23 protein-coding genes are annotated in these 25597 nt (G+C 50.3%); 6 read left to right on the forward strand and 17 right to left on the reverse strand.

Going from position 1 to position 25597, the window contains the following annotated elements:
* Nucleotides 1-36 precede the first annotated feature (36 nt).
* Nucleotides 37-1683 (reverse strand): outer membrane protein assembly factor BamB family protein, encoded by a 1647-nt coding sequence (locus tag ACSV5M_RS18275; RefSeq protein WP_439177947.1) that lies wholly within the window; start codon nt 1681-1683, stop codon nt 37-39.
* Between the two features lie 307 nt (nt 1684-1990).
* On the opposite strand from ACSV5M_RS18275, the gene ACSV5M_RS18280 reads away from it, so the two are divergent.
* The 3 genes from ACSV5M_RS18280 (at nt 1991) to ACSV5M_RS18290 (ending at nt 4217) form a co-directional block, all read left to right on the forward strand.
* A complete protein-coding gene (locus ACSV5M_RS18280; RefSeq protein WP_439177948.1) occupies nt 1991-2734 on the forward strand; it encodes an NAD(P)-dependent oxidoreductase in 744 nt (247 codons plus the stop codon).
* A gap of 103 nt (nt 2735-2837) precedes the next feature.
* On the forward strand, nt 2838-3557 hold the full coding sequence (locus tag ACSV5M_RS18285; RefSeq protein WP_439177950.1) for a hypothetical protein: 720 nt from the start codon (nt 2838-2840) through the stop codon (nt 3555-3557).
* Nucleotides 3558-3590: 33 nt separating this feature from the next.
* Nucleotides 3591-4217 (forward strand): hypothetical protein, encoded by a 627-nt coding sequence (locus ACSV5M_RS18290; RefSeq protein ID WP_439177952.1) that lies wholly within the window; start codon nt 3591-3593, stop codon nt 4215-4217.
* A 37-nt stretch (nt 4218-4254) separates the two neighbouring features.
* Here ACSV5M_RS18290 and ACSV5M_RS18295 read toward each other — a convergent pair whose 3' ends face one another.
* The 8 genes from ACSV5M_RS18295 to ACSV5M_RS18330 all read right to left on the reverse strand — a co-directional run bounded on the left by ACSV5M_RS18295 (nt 4255) and on the right by ACSV5M_RS18330 (nt 13265).
* The gene (locus tag ACSV5M_RS18295) at nt 4255-4902 is read right to left on the reverse strand and encodes a hypothetical protein (protein ID WP_439177953.1); all 648 of its coding nucleotides are present in this window, start codon (nt 4900-4902) and stop codon (nt 4255-4257) included.
* A gap of 102 nt (nt 4903-5004) precedes the next feature.
* Nucleotides 5005-7776 (reverse strand): thrombospondin type 3 repeat-containing protein, encoded by a 2772-nt coding sequence (locus ACSV5M_RS18300; RefSeq protein WP_439177955.1) that lies wholly within the window; start codon nt 7774-7776, stop codon nt 5005-5007.
* A gap of 34 nt (nt 7777-7810) precedes the next feature.
* A complete protein-coding gene (locus ACSV5M_RS18305; RefSeq protein WP_439177956.1) occupies nt 7811-8845 on the reverse strand; it encodes an outer membrane beta-barrel protein in 1035 nt (344 codons plus the stop codon).
* A gap of 455 nt (nt 8846-9300) precedes the next feature.
* A complete protein-coding gene (locus ACSV5M_RS18310; protein WP_439177957.1) occupies nt 9301-10338 on the reverse strand; it encodes a M12 family metallo-peptidase in 1038 nt (345 codons plus the stop codon).
* A 565-nt stretch (nt 10339-10903) separates the two neighbouring features.
* The gene (locus ACSV5M_RS18315; protein ID WP_439177959.1) at nt 10904-11317 is read right to left on the reverse strand and encodes an ExbD/TolR family protein; all 414 of its coding nucleotides are present in this window, start codon (nt 11315-11317) and stop codon (nt 10904-10906) included.
* Nucleotide 11318: 1 nt separating this feature from the next.
* Nucleotides 11319-12062: a MotA/TolQ/ExbB proton channel family protein gene (locus ACSV5M_RS18320; protein ID WP_439177961.1), complete on the reverse strand. Its 744-nt coding sequence runs from the start codon at nt 12060-12062 to the stop codon at nt 11319-11321.
* 178 nt (nt 12063-12240) lie between these two features.
* On the reverse strand, nt 12241-12942 hold the full coding sequence (locus ACSV5M_RS18325; RefSeq protein ID WP_439177963.1) for an energy transducer TonB: 702 nt from the start codon (nt 12940-12942) through the stop codon (nt 12241-12243).
* A complete protein-coding gene (locus ACSV5M_RS18330; RefSeq protein WP_439177965.1) occupies nt 12939-13265 on the reverse strand; it encodes a DUF3649 domain-containing protein in 327 nt (108 codons plus the stop codon). The genes ACSV5M_RS18325 and ACSV5M_RS18330 overlap by 4 nt, the downstream gene beginning before the upstream one ends.
* 258 nt (nt 13266-13523) lie before the next feature.
* On the opposite strand from ACSV5M_RS18330, the gene ACSV5M_RS18335 reads away from it, so the two are divergent.
* The gene (locus ACSV5M_RS18335) at nt 13524-13922 is read left to right on the forward strand and encodes a hypothetical protein (protein WP_439177967.1); all 399 of its coding nucleotides are present in this window, start codon (nt 13524-13526) and stop codon (nt 13920-13922) included.
* Between the two features lie 140 nt (nt 13923-14062).
* Here ACSV5M_RS18335 and ACSV5M_RS18340 read toward each other — a convergent pair whose 3' ends face one another.
* The 4 genes from ACSV5M_RS18340 to ACSV5M_RS18355 form a co-directional block, all read right to left on the reverse strand.
* A complete protein-coding gene (locus ACSV5M_RS18340; protein ID WP_439177968.1) occupies nt 14063-14248 on the reverse strand; it encodes a CsbD family protein in 186 nt (61 codons plus the stop codon).
* Nucleotides 14249-14409: 161 nt separating this feature from the next.
* Nucleotides 14410-15375, reverse strand: a complete 966-nt coding sequence (corA, locus tag ACSV5M_RS18345) for a magnesium/cobalt transporter CorA (protein ID WP_439177970.1) — start codon at nt 15373-15375, stop codon at nt 14410-14412.
* 50 nt (nt 15376-15425) lie between these two features.
* Nucleotides 15426-16139 (reverse strand): TrmH family RNA methyltransferase, encoded by a 714-nt coding sequence (locus tag ACSV5M_RS18350; protein ID WP_439177972.1) that lies wholly within the window; start codon nt 16137-16139, stop codon nt 15426-15428.
* Between the two features lie 4 nt (nt 16140-16143).
* Nucleotides 16144-17760 (reverse strand): NAD(P)/FAD-dependent oxidoreductase, encoded by a 1617-nt coding sequence (locus ACSV5M_RS18355; RefSeq protein ID WP_439177973.1) that lies wholly within the window; start codon nt 17758-17760, stop codon nt 16144-16146.
* Between the two features lie 166 nt (nt 17761-17926).
* Between ACSV5M_RS18355 and rlmE the strand changes: the two genes are divergently transcribed.
* Entirely contained in the window at nt 17927-18547 is a 621-nt protein-coding gene (gene rlmE, locus ACSV5M_RS18360; RefSeq protein ID WP_439177975.1) for a 23S rRNA (uridine(2552)-2'-O)-methyltransferase RlmE, read from the forward strand.
* A 49-nt stretch (nt 18548-18596) separates the two neighbouring features.
* Here rlmE and ACSV5M_RS18365 read toward each other — a convergent pair whose 3' ends face one another.
* The 3 genes from ACSV5M_RS18365 to ahpC form a co-directional block, all read right to left on the reverse strand.
* Nucleotides 18597-20726, reverse strand: coding sequence for a TonB-dependent receptor family protein (locus ACSV5M_RS18365; RefSeq protein WP_439177976.1), 2130 nt, complete (start codon nt 20724-20726; stop codon nt 18597-18599).
* 114 nt (nt 20727-20840) lie between these two features.
* Complete coding sequence (ahpF, locus tag ACSV5M_RS18370; RefSeq protein WP_439177978.1) at nt 20841-22394, reverse strand: alkyl hydroperoxide reductase subunit F; 1554 nt, start codon at nt 22392-22394, stop codon at nt 20841-20843.
* Between the two features lie 100 nt (nt 22395-22494).
* Nucleotides 22495-23058 carry an alkyl hydroperoxide reductase subunit C gene (gene ahpC, locus ACSV5M_RS18375; RefSeq protein WP_439177980.1) on the reverse strand — a complete coding sequence of 188 codons (564 nt, stop codon included), beginning with the start codon at nt 23056-23058 and terminating at the stop codon, nt 22495-22497.
* Nucleotides 23059-23508: 450 nt separating this feature from the next.
* Between ahpC and ACSV5M_RS18380 the strand changes: the two genes are divergently transcribed.
* Nucleotides 23509-24654, forward strand: coding sequence for a pectate lyase (locus ACSV5M_RS18380; RefSeq protein ID WP_439177981.1), 1146 nt, complete (start codon nt 23509-23511; stop codon nt 24652-24654).
* A 104-nt stretch (nt 24655-24758) separates the two neighbouring features.
* Here the strand turns inward: ACSV5M_RS18380 and ACSV5M_RS18385 are convergent, their stop codons facing one another.
* Complete coding sequence (locus ACSV5M_RS18385) at nt 24759-25535, reverse strand: ferredoxin--NADP reductase (protein WP_439177982.1); 777 nt, start codon at nt 25533-25535, stop codon at nt 24759-24761.
* Nucleotides 25536-25597 lie beyond the last annotated feature (62 nt).

The following is a 25597-nucleotide window of genomic DNA, read 5'->3' on the forward strand; positions in this document are numbered from 1 at the left end:
GTTTGCCTGACATAGACACCTCATCTTGGAATTAGATTATGAGGCTTTTAGGTGTCTAGTGAAATCTGGGAAGTCCACGCCGTCGGTATCGGTTTTCAGTGGAGAGCTTTTGCCATCGGCTTCTTCGCCGTCCGACAAACCATCGCCATCCGTGTCCGCAACCAACGGGTTGGTGCGCAGCTCGAATTCTTGTGCACCAGTCAGGCCATCGCCATCAATGTCACCGGCGGGATCGATATTTTTGCCGAAGCGTTTTTCCCACCAGTCGGGCAAGCCATCAGCATCGATATCGCCTTCAACATCAATTGCTACAACGCCCTCCGCCGTAAAAATAACTAACGCACCGTCAGCCATCAGTAAGCCGCCGGATTTTCCAGTTAATGTCCAAACCCGTTCGCCGGTATCCAATTGGTAGGCATAAGTATTTTGGCTGTCGCTAACAAACAGCAGATTGTTGGTAATTAACAAGTCGTCAGTGAAGGGATCGGAGCCGGTAATACTCGATACCAACTCGCCAGTGGCGATAAGGCGGGACTCCAGTACACCATTGTTGTTGATATAAAAATGGTTGCCGTTGACCACGGGTTGGCCGCGGAAGTTGGAGATGTTTGCCCACGTCAATTGTTTGCTGGCGAGGTTAAATGCTGTGAGGCGGCCGTAGTGGTTAGCCAGTACATAATCCCCTGCTACCACCGGTGCAAGGTTCATACTCCAACCATGCCAGTCAAAATCCGGATCGCTGATTTGAAACAGCACGTTGCCGGTGTGGCGATCGGCAACAGTCAATGCGGGTGAATAATCACCGGTATAGGCTATCGCATAATCGCCTGTGACGGCAGGCGTAAACTGGTCATACTGATTGAGCGTTTGCCACCATTTCTCTGCACCAGTTTTGGCATCCAGGGCATACATGCCGCCATAGTAGCCGCCGCCAATATAGACTGTCCCATCAACTACAGTCGGTGCATAAAAGCTGCTCCATTGGTCTTCAAGAGGCGTCTGGAATACCAGTGCACCGGTATGAGCATTAAAGGCCCATAAATAAGCGTCGCTGTGGCCACCCGTCTGCACATAGACCATGCCATCTGCATAGGCTGGCTGGTTGAAGTTATAAAAATAATCCCCGCCCAGCGGTTGCATCCAGACCGTCTCCCCGGTGTGTGCATCCAATGCATATATCAGGCCGGCACTGTTGAAAAAGATATAACCATCACCCGCAGCGCCCTGGCGCAACGAAGCAAGCTGCAGGGGTTTGCTCCAGCGCTGCTGAAAATCACTGGTATTTAGCGTAATGTCGACCTTGCCTGTGTGTTCGGGATTGCCCTGAAAAGTTGACCAGGCATGGATGGGTTGCCCTAGAGGAGTTGGATCGGTGTTATCGCCGATACCATCGTTATCGGTGTCTACTGTTTCATTCGGATCATTGGGAAAGGCGTCGCTATTATCGCCAACGCCATCGTTGTCTGAATCGGCCCATTCGTTAGGGTCGTTAGGGAACCGGTCTTGCGCATCGGGATGGCCGTCGCCATCGCTATCCACGGGCGCTGCACTGGAGCTTGAAGAAGAGTTTACACCCCCGCCGCCGCCGTTATTGCCTCCATCATTGCCGCCACCACCACCGCCACAAGCAACAACTGCCAAGCACATTAAAATGACAAGACTACGAATGAAACGTCCAGACATAAAAAGACCCCTTCCGTAAGGAATTTAGGAGATTCAATTGTTATTGGTGAATATTGAATAAAAGCGCGCCATGCTAGCATGAGCTGGTCATTTTGACGACAACGTTGTATATCGAGATCAAAAAATTCATGTAACCCCGTTGTAATAGGATTACTTTTGCTTTTTCTTTAGTATTCAAAGGGTCGCTTTAGTATTTAAAAGATCGGGGCAGCCTTGATGAGGGTCGGGCACGGGTGGGGCTTTCGATAGAAAATCCTGATATCAGCAAGTGGAAAATGACGGGCTGCATTGATTAAAAGGACGGAAGATGATTTTGATAGCAGGTGCCAGCGGCGCAACCGGACGACTACTCACCCAGGAGTTATTGAATCGCGGCCAGCGCGTCAAAGCGATTGTCCGAGCACCTGAAAGCTTGCCGGACAGCCTCAGGCATCACGATTCCCTCTCCATTATTCATGCCAGCATCCTCGAACTCAGCGATGAGGAAATGAAACAGCATCTCAGCGGTTGTACCGCCGTCGCATCCTGTTTGGGACACAACCTCACGTTCAAAGGAATCTATGGCTCGCCGCGCAAACTGGTCACCGAAGCAACCCGCCGTTTGTGCGAGACTATCCGCGTGTCGCAGCCGCAAAGCCCTGTCAAATTTGTCTTGATGAATACCGCCGGCAACAGCAATCGCGATCTTGCTGAATCTATCTCGTTTAGTCAGCGGTGTATTGTTGGTTTGATTCGCCTGCTATTACCACCGCATGTCGATAACGAACAGGCAGCGGACTACCTGCGTACCAGCGGTAGCGTTAACGATAAATCAGTCGCGTGGGTTGTTGTCAGGCCCGATACACTCGTTGATGAAGTCTGTGTTTCTGAATATGACGTTCATCCATCGCCCGTGCGCAGTGCTATCTTCGATCCGGGAAAAACCAGCCGTGTCAATGTTGCGCATTTTATGGCTGATCTTATAACGAATGATGAGGTATGGAGCAGATGGGAGGAGTGTATGCCGGTGATTTATAACAAGTTCTTCTCTTTATGTCACTCCGGCAAATAGATTTAGTGGTGCCATTAAAATGTAGGTGTTCGTGTTGTTAATCAAGACGTCGTAGCCTCTAGCAGATGTCTTTATATCAATGTTTGTTAAGGAATAGTGAATCATGCAGATTGAGCGACTAGAGACAACATATAATTACATTACTGAAATATTGCGGGATGGACCTAACCCAAGGCTTGAACGTTTGAATTATGATTTATTTAATCATTATTATCTCCAGTATCATAACCTTAGTTTGGAATGCAGGCGGGCTTGGGATGTTTCTATAAATCTACGTCTCAAAATGGTCGTTGTAACGCACAAGAAATTTTCAGGTTATATTGCTAGTATCAAGCAAATTTTTTCCGGTTATACCACCTACCCGAGAATCATGTTTGGTCAAACGCGCATCGGTCCAACTTTTCAGGGAGCGCAGAATGTAAATCAACAAGCCATAGTTGGCATGCCGAACGTCGTAGGACAGGATGTTGTTAATTACGGACAAACGTTTCTGAATAATCCACATGCGTCGGACGTGCTACCGGTAGCTATATTTTTCCATAATGGTAATTGGATTGCTGCGAATAATCGGGGGTTTGCAGCGCATTGTGCTGGCGGAGTGAAGCCCCTAAGACTGTTGCCCAGAGCTGCTCAAGCCGCTGAAATTAATCGATTGAATGAAGTTCCTGGTCAGGGAGGCATACCTCAGCTGCAATATGAGCAAAACGTTCCTCATTTAAATCAGAATCCGCATACCTTGCCATCTCGGCAAATGCCTATAACTACGGGTCCCAATACCTGGACCGTTCAAGCTGTTGTGTCTGTTCCCCATTATTGGTATTAGTTTTGATATGCGAACTTTCGATAACGAGAATCCGTGATCGCTGTAATTCTTGGTAATTTTCAAGCGACTTTAGATTTATTGATACTATCCACTCTTCATAAAGTAATAGGAAGACGAAAAATGCCACCTAAATACACATTTGGAAAGTCAGACGGTGATTTAAGCAATCAGCAGTGGTTCCATTCTGGCATGGAAACGCACGGTAGTGCCATTTTGATCAACAATAAATATCCTGAGGGTAAATCACTGGGGATAATGAAAAACAATAAGTCGAAAACGCATGGTTGTGAACATGCGGAAGACGTTTTTATCAGAACCATTAAAGGAGATACCGGCTCTTTATCTGTGTCTCCGGCGGTTAACAAGGTCATTCTCTGTATTTCAAAATCGCCTTGTAGTTCCACTTATGGCACATCCAATAAGCCGGTGGGATGTGCGGAGGAATTGATCAATTTTCAGAACAATATTTACAAAGCGCCTATCAATGGCAATGAGTATATTTTCAAGGTTATCGTGCTTGCACGCGGGGTTTATAAACAATCCACCGGTTCTCACAATGCGTTGGATTTGATGCGTGACAATGGTATCGATGTTGCGACTGATGTGCATCGTAAGAAGGATGGTTCGTCTATGAAGAAAGAATATGATATGGAGATTTGATAGGGTTGTCGGATTACGGCGTGCCACCTAATCCGACCTACGGTTTGGTGTGGGGGATTTCCATAAAGTCTTCGGCGCCGGGTTTTGAGAGTTCGGCGGGCGCGGGGTTTTTGTAGATCCAGCCGCTACCATTGATGGATTCCAGGGTATAACTGCCTTGCGGTGTGGTGATGGTGGCGAAGACGGAGCGATGGCCGTAAGTCATGACTACGGGGTAATCATCGCCGTGTCCATCGAGGTGGCCGCGCCAGGAGTAGTCGCCATTGGGGCTGATGTGGTGGGTAGCGACGGTTGCGTAAGCGCTTTCTGCCTCAGGTAGCGGTAAGGCAATAGTATCTCCGGGTAAAGGGTAGGGAAGTTCCATATCCAGAGATACGGGCTCGTACACCACAATGCGCTCTGGTAAAGGGAAGACCGGCAGCGCGCCTGTATCATTTATTTTCCAGAGTGGTTGATATTTTTTGCGTTCAGCTGGGGGACTCGCTGTGCTCGGATGAATACGTTTGTGTTCGCTGCTGGAGGCTGTTGCCTCGTCTGGCTTGCGGGCACTATTTTCCTGTTGAACAGGTGAATTAAATACAGCCAATGGCTTTTCCTGGGGAAAATTGTCACGGGAAAAATAAAGATAAAATGTACCAATCACAATAACAAAAATAATGACGAAGACGATTTGATTTTTTCTCATAATGATCAGCAGCGTTTAACCTGTCTTGAATAGAGTTATTTCCAAATGAGTCTTCATAAACATTAAAGGCAGCATCATGCTGCCTTTAATGTTTTGCTCTCCCTAGAGTGACGGTGGTGCCACGCACATCGCATACACATTCAGATTGGATAATGCACCCAGTACAGCAGCTTTTTCAATTTCCACTTCATCAAAATCCGCCGTCGTGTCCATAATCACCATTTGTCGTGTGGCATCGCCCGTCAGGTTGAGCAGTTGCAAGCCGAGTAACCCGCCACTGGCGCTGCTTTCCTGAGCCACACCGTCAAGGTAGGTTGTGATTTCCAGGCTATTCAGCAAGCTCAGGTCTAATACACCGACGGGCAACGACACCAGAAAGCCTACGCGGTGATCGCCAGTGTAGGTTGTCGCGGTATCTTCCACGCTTGCCCACACGGACGCCGCCACGGCGATGGGCGTTGACATTACAGCAGCAGTATCCAGTGTATTAGCCAGGTTCGCCGGATTAAGTACACCGCAACCGATACACAGCACACCGCGTAAACCGGTATCGACGTTCGTGCTTGCGCCCAACACAGGCTCGAACAACAATCCAGGTCCACAGGCGACATTTTCTACCGGATCGCAGGCGTCTCCGATGCCATCGCCATCAATATCTGCTTGTGAAGGATTGCTGTTGGTCGGGCAATTGTCGAGTGCATTGGTGACGCCGTCACCGTCCAGGTCGTCATCGCAAACATCGCCGATGTTATCGCCATCCGTATCGAGTTGATCCGCGTTGGCAACCATTGGGCAGTTGTCCAGGTCGTTGGTAATACCGTCGCCGTCACTGTCGGCGTCGCACGCATCGCCGATCTCGTCGCCATCACCGTCTTCCTGGCCGGGGTTGGCCACCAGAGGGCAATTATCGCTGTCGTTCAACACACCGTCGTTGTCCGAGTCAGCATCGCAACTATCACCAATGGCATCACCGTCGGTATCTGTTTGCAGTGGATTGGCAACGAGCGGGCAATTATCCAGCGCGTCATCAATACCATCACCGTCGCTGTCGGTAAGCGGATCACACAGGTCGCCGATACCGTCAGCGTCGGTATCCAGTTGGTCGGCATTGGCTGTGGTCGGGCAATTATCACTGGCATTCACCACGCCGTCGCCATCCAGATCGTTATCGCACGCGTCGCCTATGCCATCGTTATCGGCATCGGCCTGATCAGTGTTGGCAATTAACGGGCAATTATCTGAAGCATCATCAATGCCATCGTCATCGCTATCGGTGTTGGCATCACAGGCATCGCCGAGACCGTCATTGTCCGTATCCAGTTGATCGGCATTGGCGGCGAGTGGGCAATTGTCCAGCGTATTGATAATGCCGTCGCCATCAAGGTCTGTATCACATACATCACCGATCCCGTCGTCATCCGTGTCGGTTTGGTCAGCGTTGGTAAGCAATGGACAATTGTCGGTGCCATTGACGATACCGTCACCATCCAGATCGCTATCACAGGCATCGCCCAACCCGTCATTGTCCAGGTCTGCCTGGTCGGTGTTGGCAACCATCGGGCAATTGTCGATCGGGTTAAGAATGCCATCACCATCAACGTCCGTATCGCACGCATCGCCTATGCCATCGTTGTCGAGGTCGGCTTGATCAGCATTGGTGATTAACGGACAGTTATCGCTGGCATCATCAATACCGTCGCCATCGTTGTCAGTATTGTCATCGCACAGGTCACCGATACCATCACCATCAGTGTCAGTTTGATCCGGGTTGGCTGTGTTCGGGCAGTTGTCGATGGTATTGTCGATGCCATCTCCATCGCGATCAGTATCGCAGGCATCACCGGTGCCATCACCGTCGCTATCTGCTTGATCAAGATTCGGAATGGACGGGCAGTTGTCGGTAGCGTTACTGATACTGTCGCCGTCGCGATCATCGTCGCAGGCATCACCGCGGGTATCGTTATCGGTATCCAATTGATCGGGATTGGCGACGGCGGGACAATTGTCGAGAGCGTTGGCAATGCCATCACCATCTATATCGTTATCGCACGCATCGCCAATACCGTCATTGTTTTGATCTGCCTGATCGGCATTGGGTGTATTGGGACAATTATCCGTGTCGTTGGTCACGCCGTCGTTATCATGATCATCGTCACAGGCATTCCCGATCCCATCATTGTCAGTATCTTCCTGTAGGCTATTGCTGATCAATGGGCAATTATCCAGACCGTCATCAATGCCGTCGCCGTCGGTGTCGGTGTTGGTGTCACATACATCGCCAATCCCATCGCTATCGGTGTCGAGTTGATCTGCATTGGCGTTAACCGGGCAATTGTCCGATGTGTTGGGAATGCCATCGCCGTCGCTGTCGCTGTCACATACATCGCCGATGCCGTCATCATCCTGATCAGCTTGATCTGCGTTAGCTAATAGCGGGCAATTATCTTCATCGTTGGGGATATTGTCGCTGTCGAGATCGTCATCGCATGCGTCTCCGATGCCGTCGTTATCTGTATCCAATTGTGTGGGGTTACCTACGGTGGGGCAGTTATCGAGAAGGTTCACGATACCGTCACCGTCAAGATCATTGTCACAGGCATTGCCGATCCCATCCGCATCATCATCGGCTTGATCGGCATTAGCGACCAGCGGACAGTTATCAGACGTATCGATAATACTGTCACCATCCTGGTCAGGCAATTCGCCAGGATCAATGGGTGGCAATGAGGATGACGCAGAAGATGAACTGGATGTTGCGACAGACGAGGCTGAGCCGCCTGAACCATCGCCGTTTTGGGGAAATCCATCATCACCACCGCAGGCTGTTAAACCCAGGATGGCAATCAGCAGTAAATATATCGAAAAATTTTTCATGATAATAACCTGTCTGAAATTGGGGTAAGGGTTATCAGCGTTGTGTTTGCGTGCCGGTGATGATGAATTCCACACGTCGGTTTCTGGCCCTGCCTTCATCGGTGTCATTGTCGGCAATCGGTTGGTCTTCACCCATGCCGAACACTTTTATTCGATCCAGAGTTACCCCCTTCGCGCGCAGGTATTTAGCAACCACATTGGCGCGTGTCTCAGAAAGGCGTTGATTGTATTCAGCAGAGCCCCGCGCATCGGTGTGACCGATGACGCTGACTTGCAAATACGTTTTTTCCAACAGCATATCGACCACTTGATCGATCGCTGCGGTATTGCGGATTTCAGCTTTATCAAATTCAAATAATGGCCCGCCCATCTGTTCATCGATAACAATGCGCAAAGGTTCCGGTTCAGGTTGCGGCTCAACAATGGGTTCCGGCTCCGGTGCTACTGCAACAACCGGTGGCGGTGGTTCGCTGGGTTTAGCCGGTGGGTTGAGCGGCGAGAAATGCCATACCAGTGCTAACCCCAAAAAGTGTGGGTTGGCGTGGCCCATGGTGTCATTGCCGATTTGATCGATGTATTGATATTCGAACCGGCCGATCAAATGCGCCGACAGAGGTACTTGAATGCCAGCACCAAGCAATGGACGAAAACCATCGTCTTTTATGGAAATATTATTGCCAGAGACTTCTGCATCCCAATAAGCGGCACCGAGTTTTCCGTAAATATCCAACTGCTTCCATAACGGGTGGGTGTATTTCAGGGAAAGGTCGGCGGAGCGTAAGTCGCCTTCAAGTGCACCGTCGGGATAACGCGCTTTTGAATCACCGATATCATTGAGCGAAAACTCCAATCCCCAGCGCGGATTGAAGTCATAACCCCCAAAAATGCCATAACCGACATCATCCTTGTCGCAGTCCATATTGGTTTCCAGGCAAGATTCCTGGTTATAGGAATAACCTGCACGCGCGCCCAGATAGGCGCCTTCTTCTCGCACATCAGCCAATACCCACTGACACGTTGCCATCAGGGAAAAAGCTGAAAACCGGATTAAAAAAGTAAAGGTATTCATAAACAGCCCTCGTAAGGGTGAGCATCACCCTGACAAAAGAATGTTGTAATGGACAAGCGACAACGGCTATCACCTGCGCAAAAACAGGTAATCAAGTGTTGGCTTGGGATGTATGGGGATTGAAGATGACTTCCGTCAGTCTGGGGGGGAATTCAGGGCGTGGTTAAGTAGGTAGAGGTGAAACACAAAAAGGCATAGGTTGATCACAGTCAGCTCCTTCACAGTCCAGCTTGCTCACATCGCATCTTTCAAGAATTTAACAAGATGCTCTTCCAGAAATCCAATAAGACATACTGCTACAACATTGATGCTAGTGAATAATTAAAAGATAGCAATGGCTTTTCAAGATCTAGTTTTTATAAAAATAATTTTTTCACAACGAAAAATTTGAATTATTAATAATAAAAAAATCTGTAATTCGCTGTAATTTATTTCAAAAATAAAATCGCGCATGATTAATGTTTTTTTAAATTTTTTTCATTTTTATTTTTTAACTGGATCATTGTTGAAAGTGCCGACATTATGCACAGCATAAGGATATTAACTGCACCGCCGCCGCCCTCATTACTGCTATTGGTGGCGGACTCTGTTGCCGGTGAATTATTAATGTTCGCATTGTTGCTGTTTTCAGTGGAATTGCTGAGCGAGCTTGCACTTGATGAACTTGACGACGAAGGCGGAACATTGTCGGCAGCAATATAAAAGTCGGCAATTTGCGGAATTGTGACAGACAACGCATAACGTGCATCAGCGCCGTCATGTATGTCGTCACGCGATACACCACAGGGAAGGCCTTTGCACAATAAATCCGGGCTGGAAAATTTGTAGGCTTTGCCATCCCAGTAATCCACATTAAAGGTGCTTTGATAGGCCATGATGGTGGCAAATTGATTCATCTCTCCGTGGCCTAATGCGAAATCAAATGTGCCACCTTTGCCGTCTTGTAAGCGTGAGTGCTTGAGCCCCATGTTGTGACCCAGTTCATGGGCAGTAGAAAAATCACCGCAACTGTTGATCGGAATATGCGAGTACATATAGTGCTTGTCATGCTCGACAGAAAAATGCCCCTGACTATCTGTGCCGCCCACCCATGCCTGGCCACAGCTGCCGTGCACATCTTTAAATGGACGGTAGAGAATAACCATGTCGGCTTTTGTTGCTTCTCGTGTAGCCTGCACATCTTTCAGGGCGTCGTCGCGCGCAAAGGTAATGTCCTGTAATGCGGTTGCTGCGTCATTGTCATCGGTGTAATTCACCTGCATGAGTCCCGCCAGGTGAAGCTCCACATCAAGTTGGCTATCACGGTATATCTGATTGGTAAATTGAATGAGGTGGTTGATGCGCGTCTCGGTATCTTCACCGTAGATGTCATAAACCCCTTGGGTATAAACCACGAGGACATCAATGGTGTTGTTTGCTGCAAAGCAGGGTGAGGTCAGGCCGAAGAAAAAAACACAGGCAAGCGTTTTCAAATTTTTTAGAAAATTGAGCATGGAGGAGTTCTCTTTTGTTGGCCTCCTCCGTGAAATAATCAAAATATCGATAAATGCCGTGCAACAGGCACAGCGATAGCGCAAGAATTAAAAAATTCTTGTGTAACCCTTGGGTGTCAGGAACTCTTAGCAGCAAGTGCCTTTTGTGCGAGTGCCGGTTAAGGCATCCTTTTCAGACTGGCATCGGTGATGCCATAGGTGGTGCCGGATGAGGCTATTCAGGTAACGAATAATGCCGGCAGTGGCTCTGTTGGTTATCCTTGAGAGTTGTATGTATATTAGTTGAATATTGCGCCACAGGCAATCCGCTTCGCTTGGATCTTCCCGTGGTTTTATGAAATTTTGTGGGCTTGTATCAGGAAACCATGACGAATTGTTTGTTTGGGGGTGTAGCGTAAAGGGTTGGTAATAAATGAGGATTTATTTCGGTTTTTGGGGAATATCAGGTTTGCTGTAGGCATATGCTTTTTCTGCAAAATTGTTGCTTAAAATTTTAATTGGGTTATAGCGAGTGTGTTGTCGGATTACGGCGTTCCGCCTAATCCGACCTACGGGGTTTATTAAATTAGTGGGCGGGTTCGGTGACGAAGCCGAGTTTTAGAATACCGGCTTTTTGCACGGCAGCCATGGCGTTGATGACGTGTTCATAATCCACCTGCCGGTCACCGCGAATATGGATTTCCGGTTGCGGTTCCTGCGTCGCCGCGACGTTCAAACGCTGTTCCAGTTCTTCCAGGGTGACCTGGGTTTCGTTCCAGTGAAAAACACCATCTGCAGTCACTGCGAGGTTAACCGTTTCCGGTTTGATTTCATTGATGGTGTTATCCGCGCGTGGCAGGTCCACTTTGACTGAATGGGTGAGTACCGGCACGGTGATGATAAAAATAATCAGCAATACCAACATCACGTCTACCAGGGGTGTCATGTTGATCTCACTCATGACTTCTTCGTTGTCGTCGAGTCCGCCGCCGAAAGCCATCTTAGCTCACCTCTTTTTGCGCAATTTTACGTGTATCCAGTTTGGTCACGAGCGTGCTGGATTTACTGCTGGCCGGCGGTGCACCGGTAATCAGGTAGGCGTGTAGCTGGTGTGCGAAACGATTGAGTTTGCCGAGGATACCCTTGTTGCCGCGATTCAGCGCGTTGTAACCCAGTACCGCCGGAATTGCCACTGCAAGACCAAACGCGGTCATGATCAACGCCTCACCCACTGGCCCGGCGACTTTATCAATACTGGCAGAACCGGACACACCAATGCCGACCAGCGCGTGATAAATACCCCACACGGTACCAAACAAACCGATAAACGGCGCAGTTGAACCAACAGAAGCCAGAATCGCCAGGCCGCGTTGCAAACGCTCTGAACTTTCATCAATTGAGCCGCGCAAACAGGCGGTCAACCATTCGGCCAAAGGCAGGTGTCCATGCAGATCGGTTTTGTGATTGGTGTGATGATCCAATGCGGCCTGGCCTTCTTCGGCCAAACGACGAAACGGATTATCGTCGCGGTTATCACCGAGAATGTGCAGGCCCTCCGCAAAACTTTGCGCATGCCAAAAGTCGCCTAACGCGCGCGAGGGTTTACGCAATCTGAATAATCCCCAGGAGCGCACCGCAATCACATACCAGGATGCGATGGACATCAACAGCAGCATTACCGCTACCGATTTGATCACCATGTCGCCCTGACTCCAAAGGGCTTCGATGCCATAGGGGTTATTCATAACCGTTTCCTCAATGTTTATTCATGTAGTTCAGATTTATTCGGCTAGACCGAGCAGCAGGGTGTTGGGTTGCCAGACACGCTGTGAATACATCCCTGTACGCTCGGCGTCGGCATCCTGCCTCCGACGGTCTTGCAACCCAACACCCTGCTGCTCTCATCACTTTGTTGCGAGAGTTTTAACGCAACGAAAATTCCAGCGGCTGCAAATACCAATAAGCGATAGGTTTGTTACCGCGTTTTGCTGGTGTGTATTTCCATTGCTTGACCGCTTTTACTGCTGTGTCATCCAGCCGTTTAAAACCACTGGATTCTTTCACTTTCACTTCACCTACTGTGCCGTCCGGCAAAATCAAAATCTCTAATAAAACGACGCCTTGTTCACGCAGTCGCCGCGACAACGCCGGGTAGGCCGGGCGCGGGTTATTAAGTTGATGTGCATCTTCCCGTGGAGGTGTAACCGGCGCACCCATGCTGTCGTTTTCTTCTGCTGTGGGTGTCGCAACCGGCGGTGGGGGCGCACTGTCTTCTTCGGGTGATGACTCTTCCTGCGTAATGGCTTTTTCCGACGGCGGCGCTTTGGGTAGCGGCACCGGTTTTGGCTTGGGTTTAGGTTCCGGTTTTTTCGGCTTGGGCTTGGGTTTTTCCGGCGCCGGGGGCGGTGGCTCCACTGGCGGTGGCGTTGGTTTGGCGCTGGGGGCTTGCACGGTTTCTGCTGGTGGGGCTGGGATCAGGATGCCCTGTACCGTCGGCAAAACCAGTTCTTCTGTCTTGGGGGCGGGCGCCCAGACCACCAGACCAATTGCGCCCGCATGGATCGCCAGGACGCTGATGAAGGCGATCCATGAGGCCCATTTGTCACGCCCGGCTCCGTTACTCATAACCCTGTCCCTACAACCCCGGAGAGCTTCATCACCAATGCAAAGCTGCCGCTGAGTAGGGCCGGTACCAAAAGGCCAAAGATGGCTCTATCCACCGATTTAACCGAAAACGCCCAGAGTACGGCGGCCGCGTAGATTGCTCCGCTGGCCAGCAGGGCTGTCATCAGCGCATCGCTCTGGGGCATGGGAAGTAATGGCGTCAGTAATGTGGCGCAGGCGCGCGCCAGGACGTAGCCGCCGAGTAACGCGGCGAGCAGCCGTGCGGCCAAGTGCCAGCGGTGGTGGCGGGGCGATCTGCCAGATGTGGAAGCTGCGTGTGACATGGCCGTCCTGAGCGATAGCTATTACTAATCTAAATGATAAATATTCGTATTTGCAGGAATGCCGCGCACTTTACCAAAAAGCGGGCATAGGGGAAAGGGGTTTGTGATAACCATTGGCATTGCCGCCGTGGCGCTCAGAGTATCCGGCACGGTGTCTCATCAGCCAACAATAATTTTCCTGCTAGTATTCAATAAAAAGGCCAACACGTTTTCAGTATGCTTGGCCAGCGACAACAACCGAGAGTTAACAGATTGTTTATGAAAAAGTTGATCAATGCAGTGGTCTTTTTTACCGCCGTTGCCGGCATAGGCTGTGACAGCTTTACCGACCCGGCAACACGTTTGGCTTATGCGATAGAGGGTGGAGTAGGTAACCTCAGGCACAAACCGGGTTCCCAATATTTGATCGACCAATACAGTCCGCGGGCTGGGGACGAATGCGCGGGGGCTTACAAAGTGCAATTGGATAAGGTGGGTGCAATCATTATTTGGTGTCTGGATGCCAGTGGCGCGGTGGAATCGAGTCACAGCACCTCGTACCACGCCCGCTTCGTTAATACGGCCGACACATTTCTTGTTGAGAAACCGGCCGGTTCAGCACTTACCGTGACCTTACAGCGGCGCGACGGCCTCGCGGTTATTACCAGTGTGGAGTAGCGCAGCAGGAAGACGAAACCGGGGGGAGGAGACAACGGCGATTAAAATAAAACAGGCAGTAAAAATCAAAGCATGAGCGCAACAGTCCTTTGCGCGTCGTACCTTCCCTGGATTCAAATGGTGTCAAAAGACACTTTGGTTTAGCGGCCTTTAGCAGCTTTTTTGATGTCTTCTTTTACATCACCGTAGGCTTTTTGGGTTTTGCCTTCGGCTTGCTTGGCTGCACCTTTAGCCTGATGTTTTTCGCTGCCGAAAGCTTCTCCTGCTTCACGTTGAACCTTACCGGCTGCGTCTTTAGCTGCACCTTTTACTTGATCTTTGTTCATAGTCAATCTCCTTCGATGACAGTTTATGTGATTACATATCTGTGACCATTTACCGTTCCGAATATCCCTGTATTTTCCTAAAAATAATCGCTTTAGTGCGAAAACCCACATTACGTTAGGCTTAATTGTTTCTGTCCTCGCTGCACTAATAATGGCGATATTTATAACCAGCCGGACTTTTTAAATCGATAGTAAAGATACGCACAGGTTACAGCGACAACACACAACGAAGCTGGGTAACCATATTTCCATTGCAATTCCGGCATGTGTTCAAAATTCATGCCCCAAACTCCCACAAAAGCGGTCGCCACCGCGAAGATGGCTGCCCAGGCAGCGAGGCGTTTGTTTACTTCATTTTCATCGATGCTGACCATCGACAGGCTAACCTGTATGGCGGTGCTGATGGTCTCGCGGATGGAATCGATAGAAGTATTCAGTCGATAAAGATGATCCTGCACATCGCGGAAATAATGCTTGGTGTTGGCTACTATCGGCGGGACCCAACCGCCATCCAGTTTTCCTACGGCTTCCAACAACGGGCCTACCGCGTGTTTCAGCGTGGTGACTTTGCGTTTTAATTGATACAGGCGCTGGATGTTGTCGCGTTGCGAGCCTTCCGTGAAGATTTGATCTTCAATAATTTCCAGTTCGGTTTCCAGTGCGATGACGACGGGAAAATAGCGGTCGACGACCGCATCCATCAAGGCATAAAAAACAAACGCCGGTCCCTGCACCAGGTGGTGCGGTTCGCGTTCGCAGCGGGCGCGCACACCGAGAAAACCCTGGTGCGAGCGGCTGCGATTGGAGAGCACATAATTCTCGCCCACAAAGATATCGACCTCACCGAGATTCAATTCGCCCTCGATCAACTCAAGGGTGTGCATCACCGCGAAAAGTGAATCGCCATATTCTTCGATCTTGGGACGTTGATGGCCCGCATGGGCATCTTCCACCGCCAGTTCATGCAACCGGAATTCATGTTGCATCTGCTCCAGTTCTTCTGGCTCAGCATCTTTTAAGGCAACCCAGACAAAGCAATCCGGTTGCTTTAAATATTCGCTGATATCTTCCACAGGAATGCTGTTGAGTTTTTTACCTTCCTGATAGGCGACACAATTGATCAGCATGGGTAGGTCCTCGATGGGTCAGTACAAAAACAGTATAGAAGCTAACAACATCAACGCATTAATTCATACACGCACAGGTTTACGGCGCTGGCCAGGTTCAAGGATTCAATTGCACCGCCTCCTGGAATGGTGAATGCCTGGGCATTAAGTGCCGCCAGATCACTGTGGGGTACACCGCGCGCTTCATTGCCGAAGATGTAACAATCACAGCGTTTGAATGCGTCGTCGCGCAAGGGTTTGCCTTGCATATCCAGGTATGCAATCTGATGAAACGGCGTGTTGAGCGAATGGATATCCACTTCCAGTTCCAGCGGCACATGAAAAATAGCGCCCATGCTGGCGCGTACAACTTTGGGATTGTAAGGATCAACGGAACCCGGACTTAACAGACAGCGAAAACCGCCGAACCAGGCGAGGCTGCGTAAGATGGTGCCCAGGTTGCCAGGGTCCTGGATTTCATGGAGATAAATCGCCCGCGCGGGCGTTGCGGTAAGCGAAAAGAACGGCGCAACAGCGATGATGCCCTGAGGAGTTTTGGTATCCGAAATTTGCGCCAGTTGTTTGCTATTGATCAGCGTGGTTTTGAAGGGGCTGTCCCATTTTTCGTAAGCTTCGGTAACTAATAATTCGGACTGATGCAGCGCTGGGTTATGTTGTGCCGCTTTTTGTAACTCCAAAACCAGGTGTTCGCCTTCCACCAGGAAATGCTGGAATTCATTGCGGTACTTTTTTTGTTGTAATTTTTTTATATCGTCAAGTTTCATGGTGTTAATCCCGATCAGTCAGCATCTGTTTGGCGAGCGCTTCAGCCACTTTAATGCCATCGACACCGGCAGAGAGAATGCCCCCCGCATAACCGGCCCCTTCGCCTGCTGGATACAAGCCGCGGGTATTAAGACTTTGTAAGGTGTCGTGATCGCGCGTAATACGCACGGGTGACGAAGTGCGCGTTTCGATACCGGTTAATACGGCATCGTCACGATCAAACCCGCGAATCTGTTTGCCGAAAGCGGGGAGGGCTTCGCGAATGGCTTCGATGGCATAATCCGGGAGCGAGGGTGCAAGGTCGCCCAGGCGGACGCCGGGTTTGTAGGATGGCTCAACCTCGCCGAAGGTGTGCGAACGTTTGCCGCGAATAAAATCCCCCACCAGTTGGCCGGGCGCGCAATAATCTTCACCACCCAATGCAAACGCGCGGGATTCCAATTGTTCCTGCAGCTCAACCCCGGCCAGCGGGCCACCGGGAAAATCCTGTTCGGGATTGATGCCCACGACAATACCCGCATTCGCGTTGCGCTCGTTACGCGAATATTGGCTCATACCATTGGTGACCACCCGCTGGGGTTCCGAGGTTGCCGCTACCACAGTACCGCCGGGACACATACAAAAGCTGTAGACCGCGCGGCCATTTTTTGCGTGATACACCAACTTATAATCCGCCGCGCCCAATTCCGGATGGCCCGCATATTTACCGAGCCGCGCCTGATCAATTTGTGATTGTGGGTGTTCAATGCGAAACCCGATCGCAAAAGGTTTGGCTTCAATGAAGACGCCGCGTTGATGCAGCATCCGGAATGTATCGCGCGAACTGTGGCCGAGCGCGAGAATCACATAGCGGCTGCGCAAGGTTTCGCCATTGGCCAACACCACGCCAGCCATGCGGCCATCTTCAATCAGAAAATCCGCGACCTTACTTTCAAAGCGTACCTCGCCGCCCAGTGCTTTAATTTCCTCGCGCATGGTGGACACCACACCGGTTAAGCGAAAGGTACCGATGTGCGGCTTACTAACGTACAGAATTTCTTCCGGCGCACCGGCGCGCACAAATTCGTGCATCACCTTACGACCATAAAATTTGGGATCTTTAATTTGACTGTAGAGTTTTCCGTCGGAAAACAAACCCGCACCGCCCTCACCGAATTGCACATTGGATTCCGGTGTGAGAATTTTTTTACGCCATAACGCCCAGGTATCCTTGGTGCGTGCGCGAACATTTTTGCCGCGCTCCAGCACAATGGGTTTAAAACCCATTTGGGCGAGGGTCAAGGCCGCAAATAAACCGCAAGGCCCAAAGCCGATAACCAGGGGCCGTTCGCTTAGGTCAGCCGGGGCTTCTGCAACGGGATAATAGCGTGTATCCGGCGCAGGTCTTACGTGATTGTCTTTGGCAAAACGTTGCAGGATCCGCGCTTCGTCTTTTACGTTCAGGTCGATGATATAGACAAAGGTAATCTCACTGTTTTTTTTGCGCGCATCGTAGCTGCGCTTGAATACGGTGAAGTCCAGCAAGTCGGCATCGTTGATTTTCAGACGCCCCAGGATGGCCTTGCGCAATGCATCAGCAGGGTGATCTAGCGGCAGGGATAGTTCAGTAATGCGAATCATAAGCGGTTCCTGGCCGGTGTCTCCGGCAAAGGGTAGGTGAAAGCTGCGGATTCTACCCGGCTTGTGCGGCCCTGTCAGTTCTGCCCATGGGGCTTTTTGAGAATGCGCGCCGACCTGCTATGCTTGCCACCCTGTTCAACCTCCGTTTTGTCACATTGGTTTTCCCATGGCCCGATCCAAAAGCAGCAACCGCTGGCTCGAAGAGCACGTCAACGATCCCTACGTCAAAAAAGCCCAGGTCGATGGTTATCGCGCCCGCGCCGCCTATAAACTGCTGGAGTTAAACGAAAAAGATAAGCTGATTCGTCCCGGCATGCTGGTGGTGGATCTCGGTTCTGCACCGGGCAGCTGGTCGCAAATTGCCGGGCGTCTGGTTGGTGTTAAAGGGCGGGTAATTGCGTCCGACATCCTGCCGATGGATTCGCTGGAGCATGTAGATTTTATTCAGGGTGATTTTACTGAAGATGCGGTATTTGAACAGATCATGGAAAAGCTGGGCGGCGCCCATGCGGACCTGGTGATTTCCGATATGGCGCCCAATATCAGCGGCGTCGATGCTGCAGATCAGGCAGCGTCCATGTATCTGGTCGAACTGGCGCTGGATATGGCGCGACAGGTATTGAAACCTAAAGCCAACTTTGTCGCCAAGGTTTTTCACGGTGAAGGTTACGATGATTACGTGAAAGACGTGCGCACCTCGTTTGAAAAAGTGGTTATCCGCAAACCCGATGCTTCCCGCCCGCGCTCGCGTGAGGTGTATGTGGTGGGGAAAGGGTTTAAACGTTAAAACGGTTTTGCCTGGCATGACCCAAGCAAAACCGTTTTGGATGGATTGATCAGAATCCTACTGTTATACCTAAAGAAGCACTCAGTGGCTTGTTTGGACGTGCACCATCGGGATCGCGTGAGACTATCTTCTGCTCATCAAATATATTTTCAATTTTCAAAAAAACATTCGCGGTTTTACTGAGCGGATAGCGACTGATGACGTCGACAACAAATAGAGAGTCGGTTGTACCGCGTGGGCTGTTCAGGCGATTGCAACCTATGGCCACGCAGGTTTCATCCAGATATTTTGCGACCAGATACTGATTCCATCCACTGGTGTGTTCAACACCGAAGCGCGCGCTAAACGTATTTTCCGGTACATCCTTCAACTCGTCGCCATCCCGCACACCGGCAGTGTCATTATCGGTACTGATTTCTGCTTGGGTGTATGTATAGGAAAGCGTCAGCGGCAGGGTGAAATTGCCAGTGCGGAATTCAGTACCCAATTGGTATTCGAGTCCAGCGATAACAGCCTCGCCGGTTTTGAATGAGCCGGAGGTTTCGCCGTTACTGCAAGGAGTGCCAACAGAGCAGTGCTCCACTTTATTGGAAAAATCGCTATAGAAGGCTACTACTTCGGCAAAGCTGGCGCCTGTCCGGTAACGTACGCCGGTCTCCCAGTTGGTGCTGGTTTCCGGATCTTCGTTAGGTAGCCCGCTGGCGCCCAGCGGCGTAAAACCCTTGTGGACACCGGCCAATACTTGCCAATGCTCGTTGATATCATAAGTCAGTGAGACGCCGGGTAACCATTCACGCGTATCACTGGCTGTGGTGCGATTCACCAGGGTACGGTCAAGGTCGGTGTATCTGACTTCTTTATTGTCAACATCTTCATAGCGAAGGTTAATATTGGCGTTCAGTTGTTCGGTGATTTGCCAATTATCCTGAATCCAAAATGTGAGTGCTTCCGCAGAACCAATCCGATTGTCACCACTGCCCGGCTGGATGATGTTATTGAACACCAGGGATCCATTAACCTGATTAAACACCTCAACGGGTTGAAACCGATCTACTTCGTCTTCATGGGCGCGCGCGCCTACGCTGAGTAAATGCAATCCCAGATCAATGTCCAGATTAAAATCAATGCCTTGGGAAAAATATTCGCGGTTGTTGTGTTTATAGCGTAGTCCTGTGGTATCAATCGCACCATCCAGAATGCCTTGTGCGTTGGCATCACCATTGTTGGCCGCATTGATCAGGCTTCCGGCACCATCCAGTTTGAACCAGTCGCGCGCAAAGTCATTGTGATAGAGCCGGGTGGTTGCTGTGATGCTGTCATTTAAAACGAAGGTATGAACCAGGCTAACCCCCGTGTGATCATTGGTCATTTGATCGATGCTGGAGACTCCGTAACGACGATTCGGATCGCGGGCAAAATCACGATCAGTAAGACCCAGGTAGGTTTCGTCAGACGTTTCTTCAGAGTGCTGTGCTTTCAACAGCAGAGAGTGGGTTTTATCAGTCGACTCCCAACCGAGCTTTACCACATAGTCGGAAATATCAAATCCGCTATCGCGGTGGCTGCGGTCGATATCTTTAAAGCCGTCGTTGTTACGTTGCACGGTTTCCAATAACCAGGACCATTGTCCCTCGCGTCCGCCATAATTCACATGCAGATCTTCTGCGCCGTGAGAGCCGAAGCTAAAAGTCGCCTGGCCGCTGTTAGTGGTGGGGATAGGGGTGGAAACCATATTGATCACACCGCCGGTGGTCTGTGGACCATAACGGAGGAGGGGGGCGCCTTTTAATACTTCAATCGAACTCATGCGCGCCGTCGTTGGAAAGTAATAAGCTGCCGGATCGCCGTAGGGTGCCGGTGCAGTCATCACACCATCTTCCATCAGGGTGATGTTGGCGCTACGTTCTCCTGTGGCTCCCCGGATGCCGATATTGGGGCGCAGACCAAAGCCATCTTCTTCCCGAATGTAAACCCCCGGCACAGTTTTCAATGCCTGGTTAACATCCGTGATGACTTCCGTTTTCATTTGTTTGGCATCCACGACGGCCCCGGAGCCCGCGAGCGACTGGGCATCCTCCTGGGTTCCGATAATCACGACGCGCTCAAAAGTGCGGTCTTCGGCATGGACGAGTGAGGGGAGTAAAGCGAAGGCGAAGGGAATCGCATAACGTTTGTACATGAAACATCTTCCTTTGTTGGCAACCCAAATGTAACCATAGATGGTGATAATTATGAAAGTGAGATTCTAGGTTACTTTGATAATGATTTGCAATTGCGCTTCGTTAAATGCATGTTAAGCCGGCGCACTGCTCCTGATTAAATGATCAAACGCACCCAGCGAAGCTGTCGCACCGGCACCCATGGCAACAATTATTTGCTTGTACGGCGTGGTGGTGCAGTCACCCGCAGCAAACACACCGGGCACTGAAGCCTGACCGCGTGCATCAATTTCAATCTCGCCACGATTGCTCAATTGCAATGTACCCTTTAGCCAATCGGTATTCGGTAACAAGCCGATCTGCACAAAAATACCCTCCAGTTCGACTTTCACAATCTCATCGGTTTTGCGATTTTTGTAAGTCAGCGCGTTAACCTTTTGGCCATCGCCCAGTACTTCCGTGGTCAAGGCTTCGGTAATAACAGTGACGTTAGGCAGGCTGGTTAATTTGCGTTGCAGCACTGCATCGGCACGCAGTTTTGAATCGAATTCAATCAGCGTGACATGGGCAACGATACCGGCCAGATCAATAGCAGCCTCTACACCGGAGTTGCCGCCGCCAATCACCGCGACACGTTTACCTTTAAACAGGGGGCCGTCGCAGTGCGGGCAGTAGGCCACACCTTTGCCGCGGTATTCTTGTTCACCCGGGACGTTCATTTCTCTCCAGCGCGCACCGGTGGCAAGGATCACGCTTTTACTTTTCAAGCTGGCACCGCTGGCCAGTTTGACTTCAATCATCTCGCCGGGGATTAATTGTTCGGCGCGTTGCAGGTTCACAATATCCACGTCGTAGTCTTTAACGTGTTGCTCTAACGCCGAAGCTAATTTCGGCCCCTCGGTTTCTTTGACTGAGATAAAGTTTTCGATAGCGAGGGTATCGAGCACTTGCCCGCCGAAGCGTTCAGCTACCACACCGGTGCGAATGCCTTTGCGCGCGGCGTAAATCGCTGCAGCTGCACCAGCAGGGCCACCGCCGACAACCAACACATCGTAAGCGGGTTTTTCGCTGAGCGCTTTGGCTTCGCGTTCGGCTGCGCCGGTATCAACCTTGGCAAGAATTTCTTCCACGGTCATACGGCCCTGGCCAAAGTGTTCGCCATTCACAAACACGGTAGGCACGGCCATAATTTGATGTTTATCCACTTCGCTCTGGAACAAGGCGCCGTCGATCATCGTGGCCGTGATGTTGGGATTTAACGCCGCCATCAAATTCACTGCCTGCACCACGTCAGGACAGTTGTGGCAGGACAGCGAAACAAAGACTTCAAAATGAAATTGGCCATCGATTGCTTTAATTTGCTTGATGACCTTGGCATCCGCTTTTGGCGGATGGCCTCCGCTGTGCAATAACGCAAGCACCAGCGAGGTAAATTCGTGGCCCATCGGAATACCGGCGAAATGAATACGCCCGGCTTCACCTGGCGCGCCGACACTGAAGGAAGGTTTGTACGCGGCATCACCTTCTTTGCGAACGCTGACTTTATCGGACAAGGTGGCGATATCGTCCAACAGGCTCAGCAATTCCTGGCTTTTGGCACTGGCGTCAGTGGTAGCAACCAGTTCAATCGGGCGTTGCAGTTTTTCCAGATACGCTTTCAGCTGGCCTTTAATTGTCGAGTCGAGCATGGTGATCTCCGTTTAATTTTTTTGAAGCCCGCTTTGTGGGCGGGCTTTTTTCAAGTGCAATTGTGTTGCAGTTCCGTGTAACGTTTTTTCAAAGAATGATTTAGATTTTACCAACCAGATCCAGTGACGGAGCCAAAGTCGCATCACCTTCTTTCCACTTGGCCGGGCACACTTCACCGGGGTGAGCAGCAACATACTGAGCGGCTTTTACTTTGCGCAGCAATTCAGATGCGTCGCGGCCGATACCGCCAGCATTGATTTCAATAATCTGAATCTTGCCCTCCGGATCGATCACAAAGGTGCCGCGATCCGCCAGACCTTCTGCTTCAATCATCACACCGAAGTTGCGCGTGATTGTGCCAGTCGGGTCGCCGATCATCGGGTACTGAATCTTGCCGATGGTTTCGGAGCTGTCGTGCCAGGCTTTGTGGGTAAAGTGGGTGTCGGTGGACACGGAATAAATTTCCACGCCCATTTTTTGGAACTCGGCATAGTTGTCAGCCAGGTCACCCAGTTCGGTGGGACACACGAAAGTGAAGTCAGCGGGATAGAAAAATACCACTGACCATTTACCCTTCAGATCCGCTTCGGTCAGGTGAACGAATTTGCCTTGGTGATAAGCCTGAGCGCTAAAGGGTTTGATTTCGGAATTAATTGTCGTCATAGAGATACTCCTGATTTCTGTGGGGGAATTGATTTGACGGGCACAGATTAAGGAGTTGACGATGATAGGGCTAATTGAATAAGCGCATGGTTTTGATAATAAAAAACTATACACAGCGGGCCGACAACGCACTGGCACTGCATATGACCCACAATAACCGGAGCCTCGCTCCGGTTATTGTGATCTCCACTTCTGTAACAAAAGTCCCTTCTTTTTCAACTGATATATAAATGATTGGATTTTTACAAGCGGAGTAATTGCGATCCGCAATAACCCGCAAAACATCGTCACATTTATAATATATTATTACAGAACTGCGATTTTTTCTTGTTAACATTCTCCCCAGGTTCAATGGCAGCAAACCCCTGCGTTAAGTATTTGATGGCGTCTTAAGCCGGGCTGTATCAACTATTTCCGCACATTATAAAAATCAAACCATGGAGAATGTGTATGTCAATTAAAACGTTTTGCAATAAAGCCCTGTTGTTCGCCGCGCTGGCCATCCTGGCCTCGCCATCTTTCGCTCAGATTGCTAATGGGCGCTACGTCATCATCAACCAATTTAGCGGTAAAGCAATGGACGTGAGTAACCGGAGTCAGGATGACGGCGCCAACATTATTCAGTGGACTTACGGTGGCGGAACTAATCAGCAGTGGGATGTTACCAACCTCGGTAATGGCTACTATTCAATTCGTGCTGCGCACAGTGGTAAGTCAATCGATGTATATGAATGGAATAGCAATGATGGCGCCGATGCGCGTCAGTGGACCTGGTTGAATGGCCAAAACCAGCATTGGGCCATCGACAATGTGGGTAATAATACCTTTGCGATTACCTCGCGTTTTTCTGCCAAAGCGTTGGAGGTATTTGAATTTAATGCGGCTGATGGCGGCGATATCCGTCTCTGGACATATTGGGGCGGCGCCAGCCAGTTATGGCGTTTCAATCCGGTGTCTACCAATGGCGGTGGTAATAACGGCAGTATCACGGGTGCAACCTGTAACTCCACTGGCAGCACGTCGGTGTCTTCCACGATCCGTGTAACCAGTGGCACTTACGATGGTGGTTGCCGAACATTCAATCCCACATCTGCTTTGGGTGATGGTGGACAAAGCGAAAGCCAACAACCTGCATTCCGTGTTGAGAATGGTGCGACCTTGCGTAATGTCATCATCGGCAATAACGGTGTTGATGGTATTCACGTTTATAACGGCGGCACCCTGGAAAATATTCGCTGGACCAACGTCGGTGAGGATGCGATGACCATCAAATCATCCGGCACGGTGAATGTGCGCAATATCTCCGGTTACAACGGGGAAGATAAATTTATTCAAGTGAATGCTGCATCGACTTTGAATGTCTCCAACTGTGTTGTCGATAACATGGGTAAATTTTTGCGGCAGAATGGCGGGACCACATTCAGGACAGTGGTGAGTGTAGATCGTTGTCAGATTTCCAATATGGGTGAAGGTATCTTCCGTAGCGACAGCCCAAACAGTGAGGCGCGGATCACCAACAGCCGGTTGAGAAATGCCGGATCTATATGTATTGGAAACTGGGCCAGCTGTACATCCTCCGGTATTACGAATTACTAAAGCGCAACAATCGACCGGCTGCCATTGGTCCTGAAGTGTGCAATAAAAAACCCCGACTGTCGGTCGGGGTTTTTTATTGCACAGATTTTATGGATTTCGGCTCATTATTTTTCCACAAACGCTCGTTCAATGACGTAGTCGCCAGCTTCACCAATACGTGGAGAAATAGCAAAGCCGCGCGCGTCCAGCAGCGCGCAGGTGTCGGTTAGCATGGCAGGGCTACCGCACAGCATGGCGCGATCCGTTTCCGGGTTGAGCGGCGGTAAACCGATATCGTCAAATAATTTTCCGCTGTTAATCAAATCGGTTAAGCGCCCTTGATTGCGAAAGGGTTCGCGGGTAACGGTGGGGTAGTAGATTAATTTCTCGCGCACGTCCTCGCCGAGGTATTCATGCTCGGGCAGTTCTTTGGTGATGAAATCTGCATAAGCCAGTTCACTGACCGTACGCACGCCGTGCACCAGGATAATTTTTTCGTACTGTGCGTAGGCTTCCGGATCGCGAATCAAACTTAAAAAAGGTGCGAGCCCGGTGCCGGTGCTTAAAAAATATAAATGCTTGCCGGGTTTTAAATCTGTTAATAACAATGAGCCGGTGGGTTTGCGGCCTACCAATAGCTCATCACCTACCTTCAGGTGTTGCAGACGTGAAGTCAGGGGACCGTTGGGAACCTTGATGCTAAAAAATTCCAGGTGTTCGTCGTAGGTGGCGCTGGCAATACTGTAGGCACGCAGGAGTGGGCGTCCGTCTACCTGCAAACCGATCATCACAAATTGGCCGCTTTCAAAGCGCAATGAGTCGCTGCGTGTGGTGGTGAAACTGAACAGTGATTCGTTCCAGTGGTGAACGCTTAAAACTTTTTCCGGTTCAACGGCTGCCATTGTGTGGGTGGTCCTTTGGGTCTATGTGGTGTGAATAAGGTTGGTGTCGGATTACGCCTTTG

This window comes from Cellvibrio sp. ARAG 10.3, from assembly GCF_051846955.1.
GTDB lineage: Bacteria > Pseudomonadota > Gammaproteobacteria > Pseudomonadales > Cellvibrionaceae > Cellvibrio.

What these genes read in the sequence shown, in the direction of transcription:
- ACSV5M_RS18350 (WP_439177972.1), bottom strand. Translation starts at nt 16,139, where the DNA reads ATGAAACTTGACGATATAAAAAAATTACAACAAAAAAAGTACCGCAAT.
- ACSV5M_RS18355 (WP_439177973.1), bottom strand. Translation starts at nt 17,760, where the DNA reads ATGATTCGCATTACTGAACTATCCCTGCCGCTAGATCACCCTGCTGAT.
- ACSV5M_RS18325 (WP_439177963.1), bottom strand. Translation starts at nt 12,942, where the DNA reads ATGAGTAACGGAGCCGGGCGTGACAAATGGGCCTCATGGATCGCCTTC.
- corA (WP_439177970.1), bottom strand. Translation starts at nt 15,375, where the DNA reads ATGCTGATCAATTGTGTCGCCTATCAGGAAGGTAAAAAACTCAACAGC.
- ACSV5M_RS18380 (WP_439177981.1), top strand. Translation starts at nt 23,509, where the DNA reads ATGTCAATTAAAACGTTTTGCAATAAAGCCCTGTTGTTCGCCGCGCTG.
- ACSV5M_RS18340 (WP_439177968.1), bottom strand. Translation starts at nt 14,248, where the DNA reads ATGAACAAAGATCAAGTAAAAGGTGCAGCTAAAGACGCAGCCGGTAAG.
- ACSV5M_RS18330 (WP_439177965.1), bottom strand. Translation starts at nt 13,265, where the DNA reads ATGTCACACGCAGCTTCCACATCTGGCAGATCGCCCCGCCACCACCGC.
- ACSV5M_RS18295 (WP_439177953.1), bottom strand. Translation starts at nt 4,902, where the DNA reads ATGAGAAAAAATCAAATCGTCTTCGTCATTATTTTTGTTATTGTGATT.
- ACSV5M_RS18335 (WP_439177967.1), top strand. Translation starts at nt 13,524, where the DNA reads ATGAAAAAGTTGATCAATGCAGTGGTCTTTTTTACCGCCGTTGCCGGC.
- ACSV5M_RS18315 (WP_439177959.1), bottom strand. Translation starts at nt 11,317, where the DNA reads ATGGCTTTCGGCGGCGGACTCGACGACAACGAAGAAGTCATGAGTGAG.
- ACSV5M_RS18320 (WP_439177961.1), bottom strand. Translation starts at nt 12,062, where the DNA reads ATGAATAACCCCTATGGCATCGAAGCCCTTTGGAGTCAGGGCGACATG.
- ACSV5M_RS18300 (WP_439177955.1), bottom strand. Translation starts at nt 7,776, where the DNA reads ATGAAAAATTTTTCGATATATTTACTGCTGATTGCCATCCTGGGTTTA.
- ACSV5M_RS18385 (WP_439177982.1), bottom strand. Translation starts at nt 25,535, where the DNA reads ATGGCAGCCGTTGAACCGGAAAAAGTTTTAAGCGTTCACCACTGGAAC.
- ACSV5M_RS18285 (WP_439177950.1), top strand. Translation starts at nt 2,838, where the DNA reads ATGCAGATTGAGCGACTAGAGACAACATATAATTACATTACTGAAATA.
- ACSV5M_RS18275 (WP_439177947.1), bottom strand. Translation starts at nt 1,683, where the DNA reads ATGTCTGGACGTTTCATTCGTAGTCTTGTCATTTTAATGTGCTTGGCA.
- ACSV5M_RS18280 (WP_439177948.1), top strand. Translation starts at nt 1,991, where the DNA reads ATGATTTTGATAGCAGGTGCCAGCGGCGCAACCGGACGACTACTCACC.
- rlmE (WP_439177975.1), top strand. Translation starts at nt 17,927, where the DNA reads ATGGCCCGATCCAAAAGCAGCAACCGCTGGCTCGAAGAGCACGTCAAC.
- ACSV5M_RS18310 (WP_439177957.1), bottom strand. Translation starts at nt 10,338, where the DNA reads ATGCTCAATTTTCTAAAAAATTTGAAAACGCTTGCCTGTGTTTTTTTC.
- ACSV5M_RS18365 (WP_439177976.1), bottom strand. Translation starts at nt 20,726, where the DNA reads ATGTACAAACGTTATGCGATTCCCTTCGCCTTCGCTTTACTCCCCTCA.
- ACSV5M_RS18305 (WP_439177956.1), bottom strand. Translation starts at nt 8,845, where the DNA reads ATGAATACCTTTACTTTTTTAATCCGGTTTTCAGCTTTTTCCCTGATG.
- ahpF (WP_439177978.1), bottom strand. Translation starts at nt 22,394, where the DNA reads ATGCTCGACTCGACAATTAAAGGCCAGCTGAAAGCGTATCTGGAAAAA.
- ahpC (WP_439177980.1), bottom strand. Translation starts at nt 23,058, where the DNA reads ATGACGACAATTAATTCCGAAATCAAACCCTTTAGCGCTCAGGCTTAT.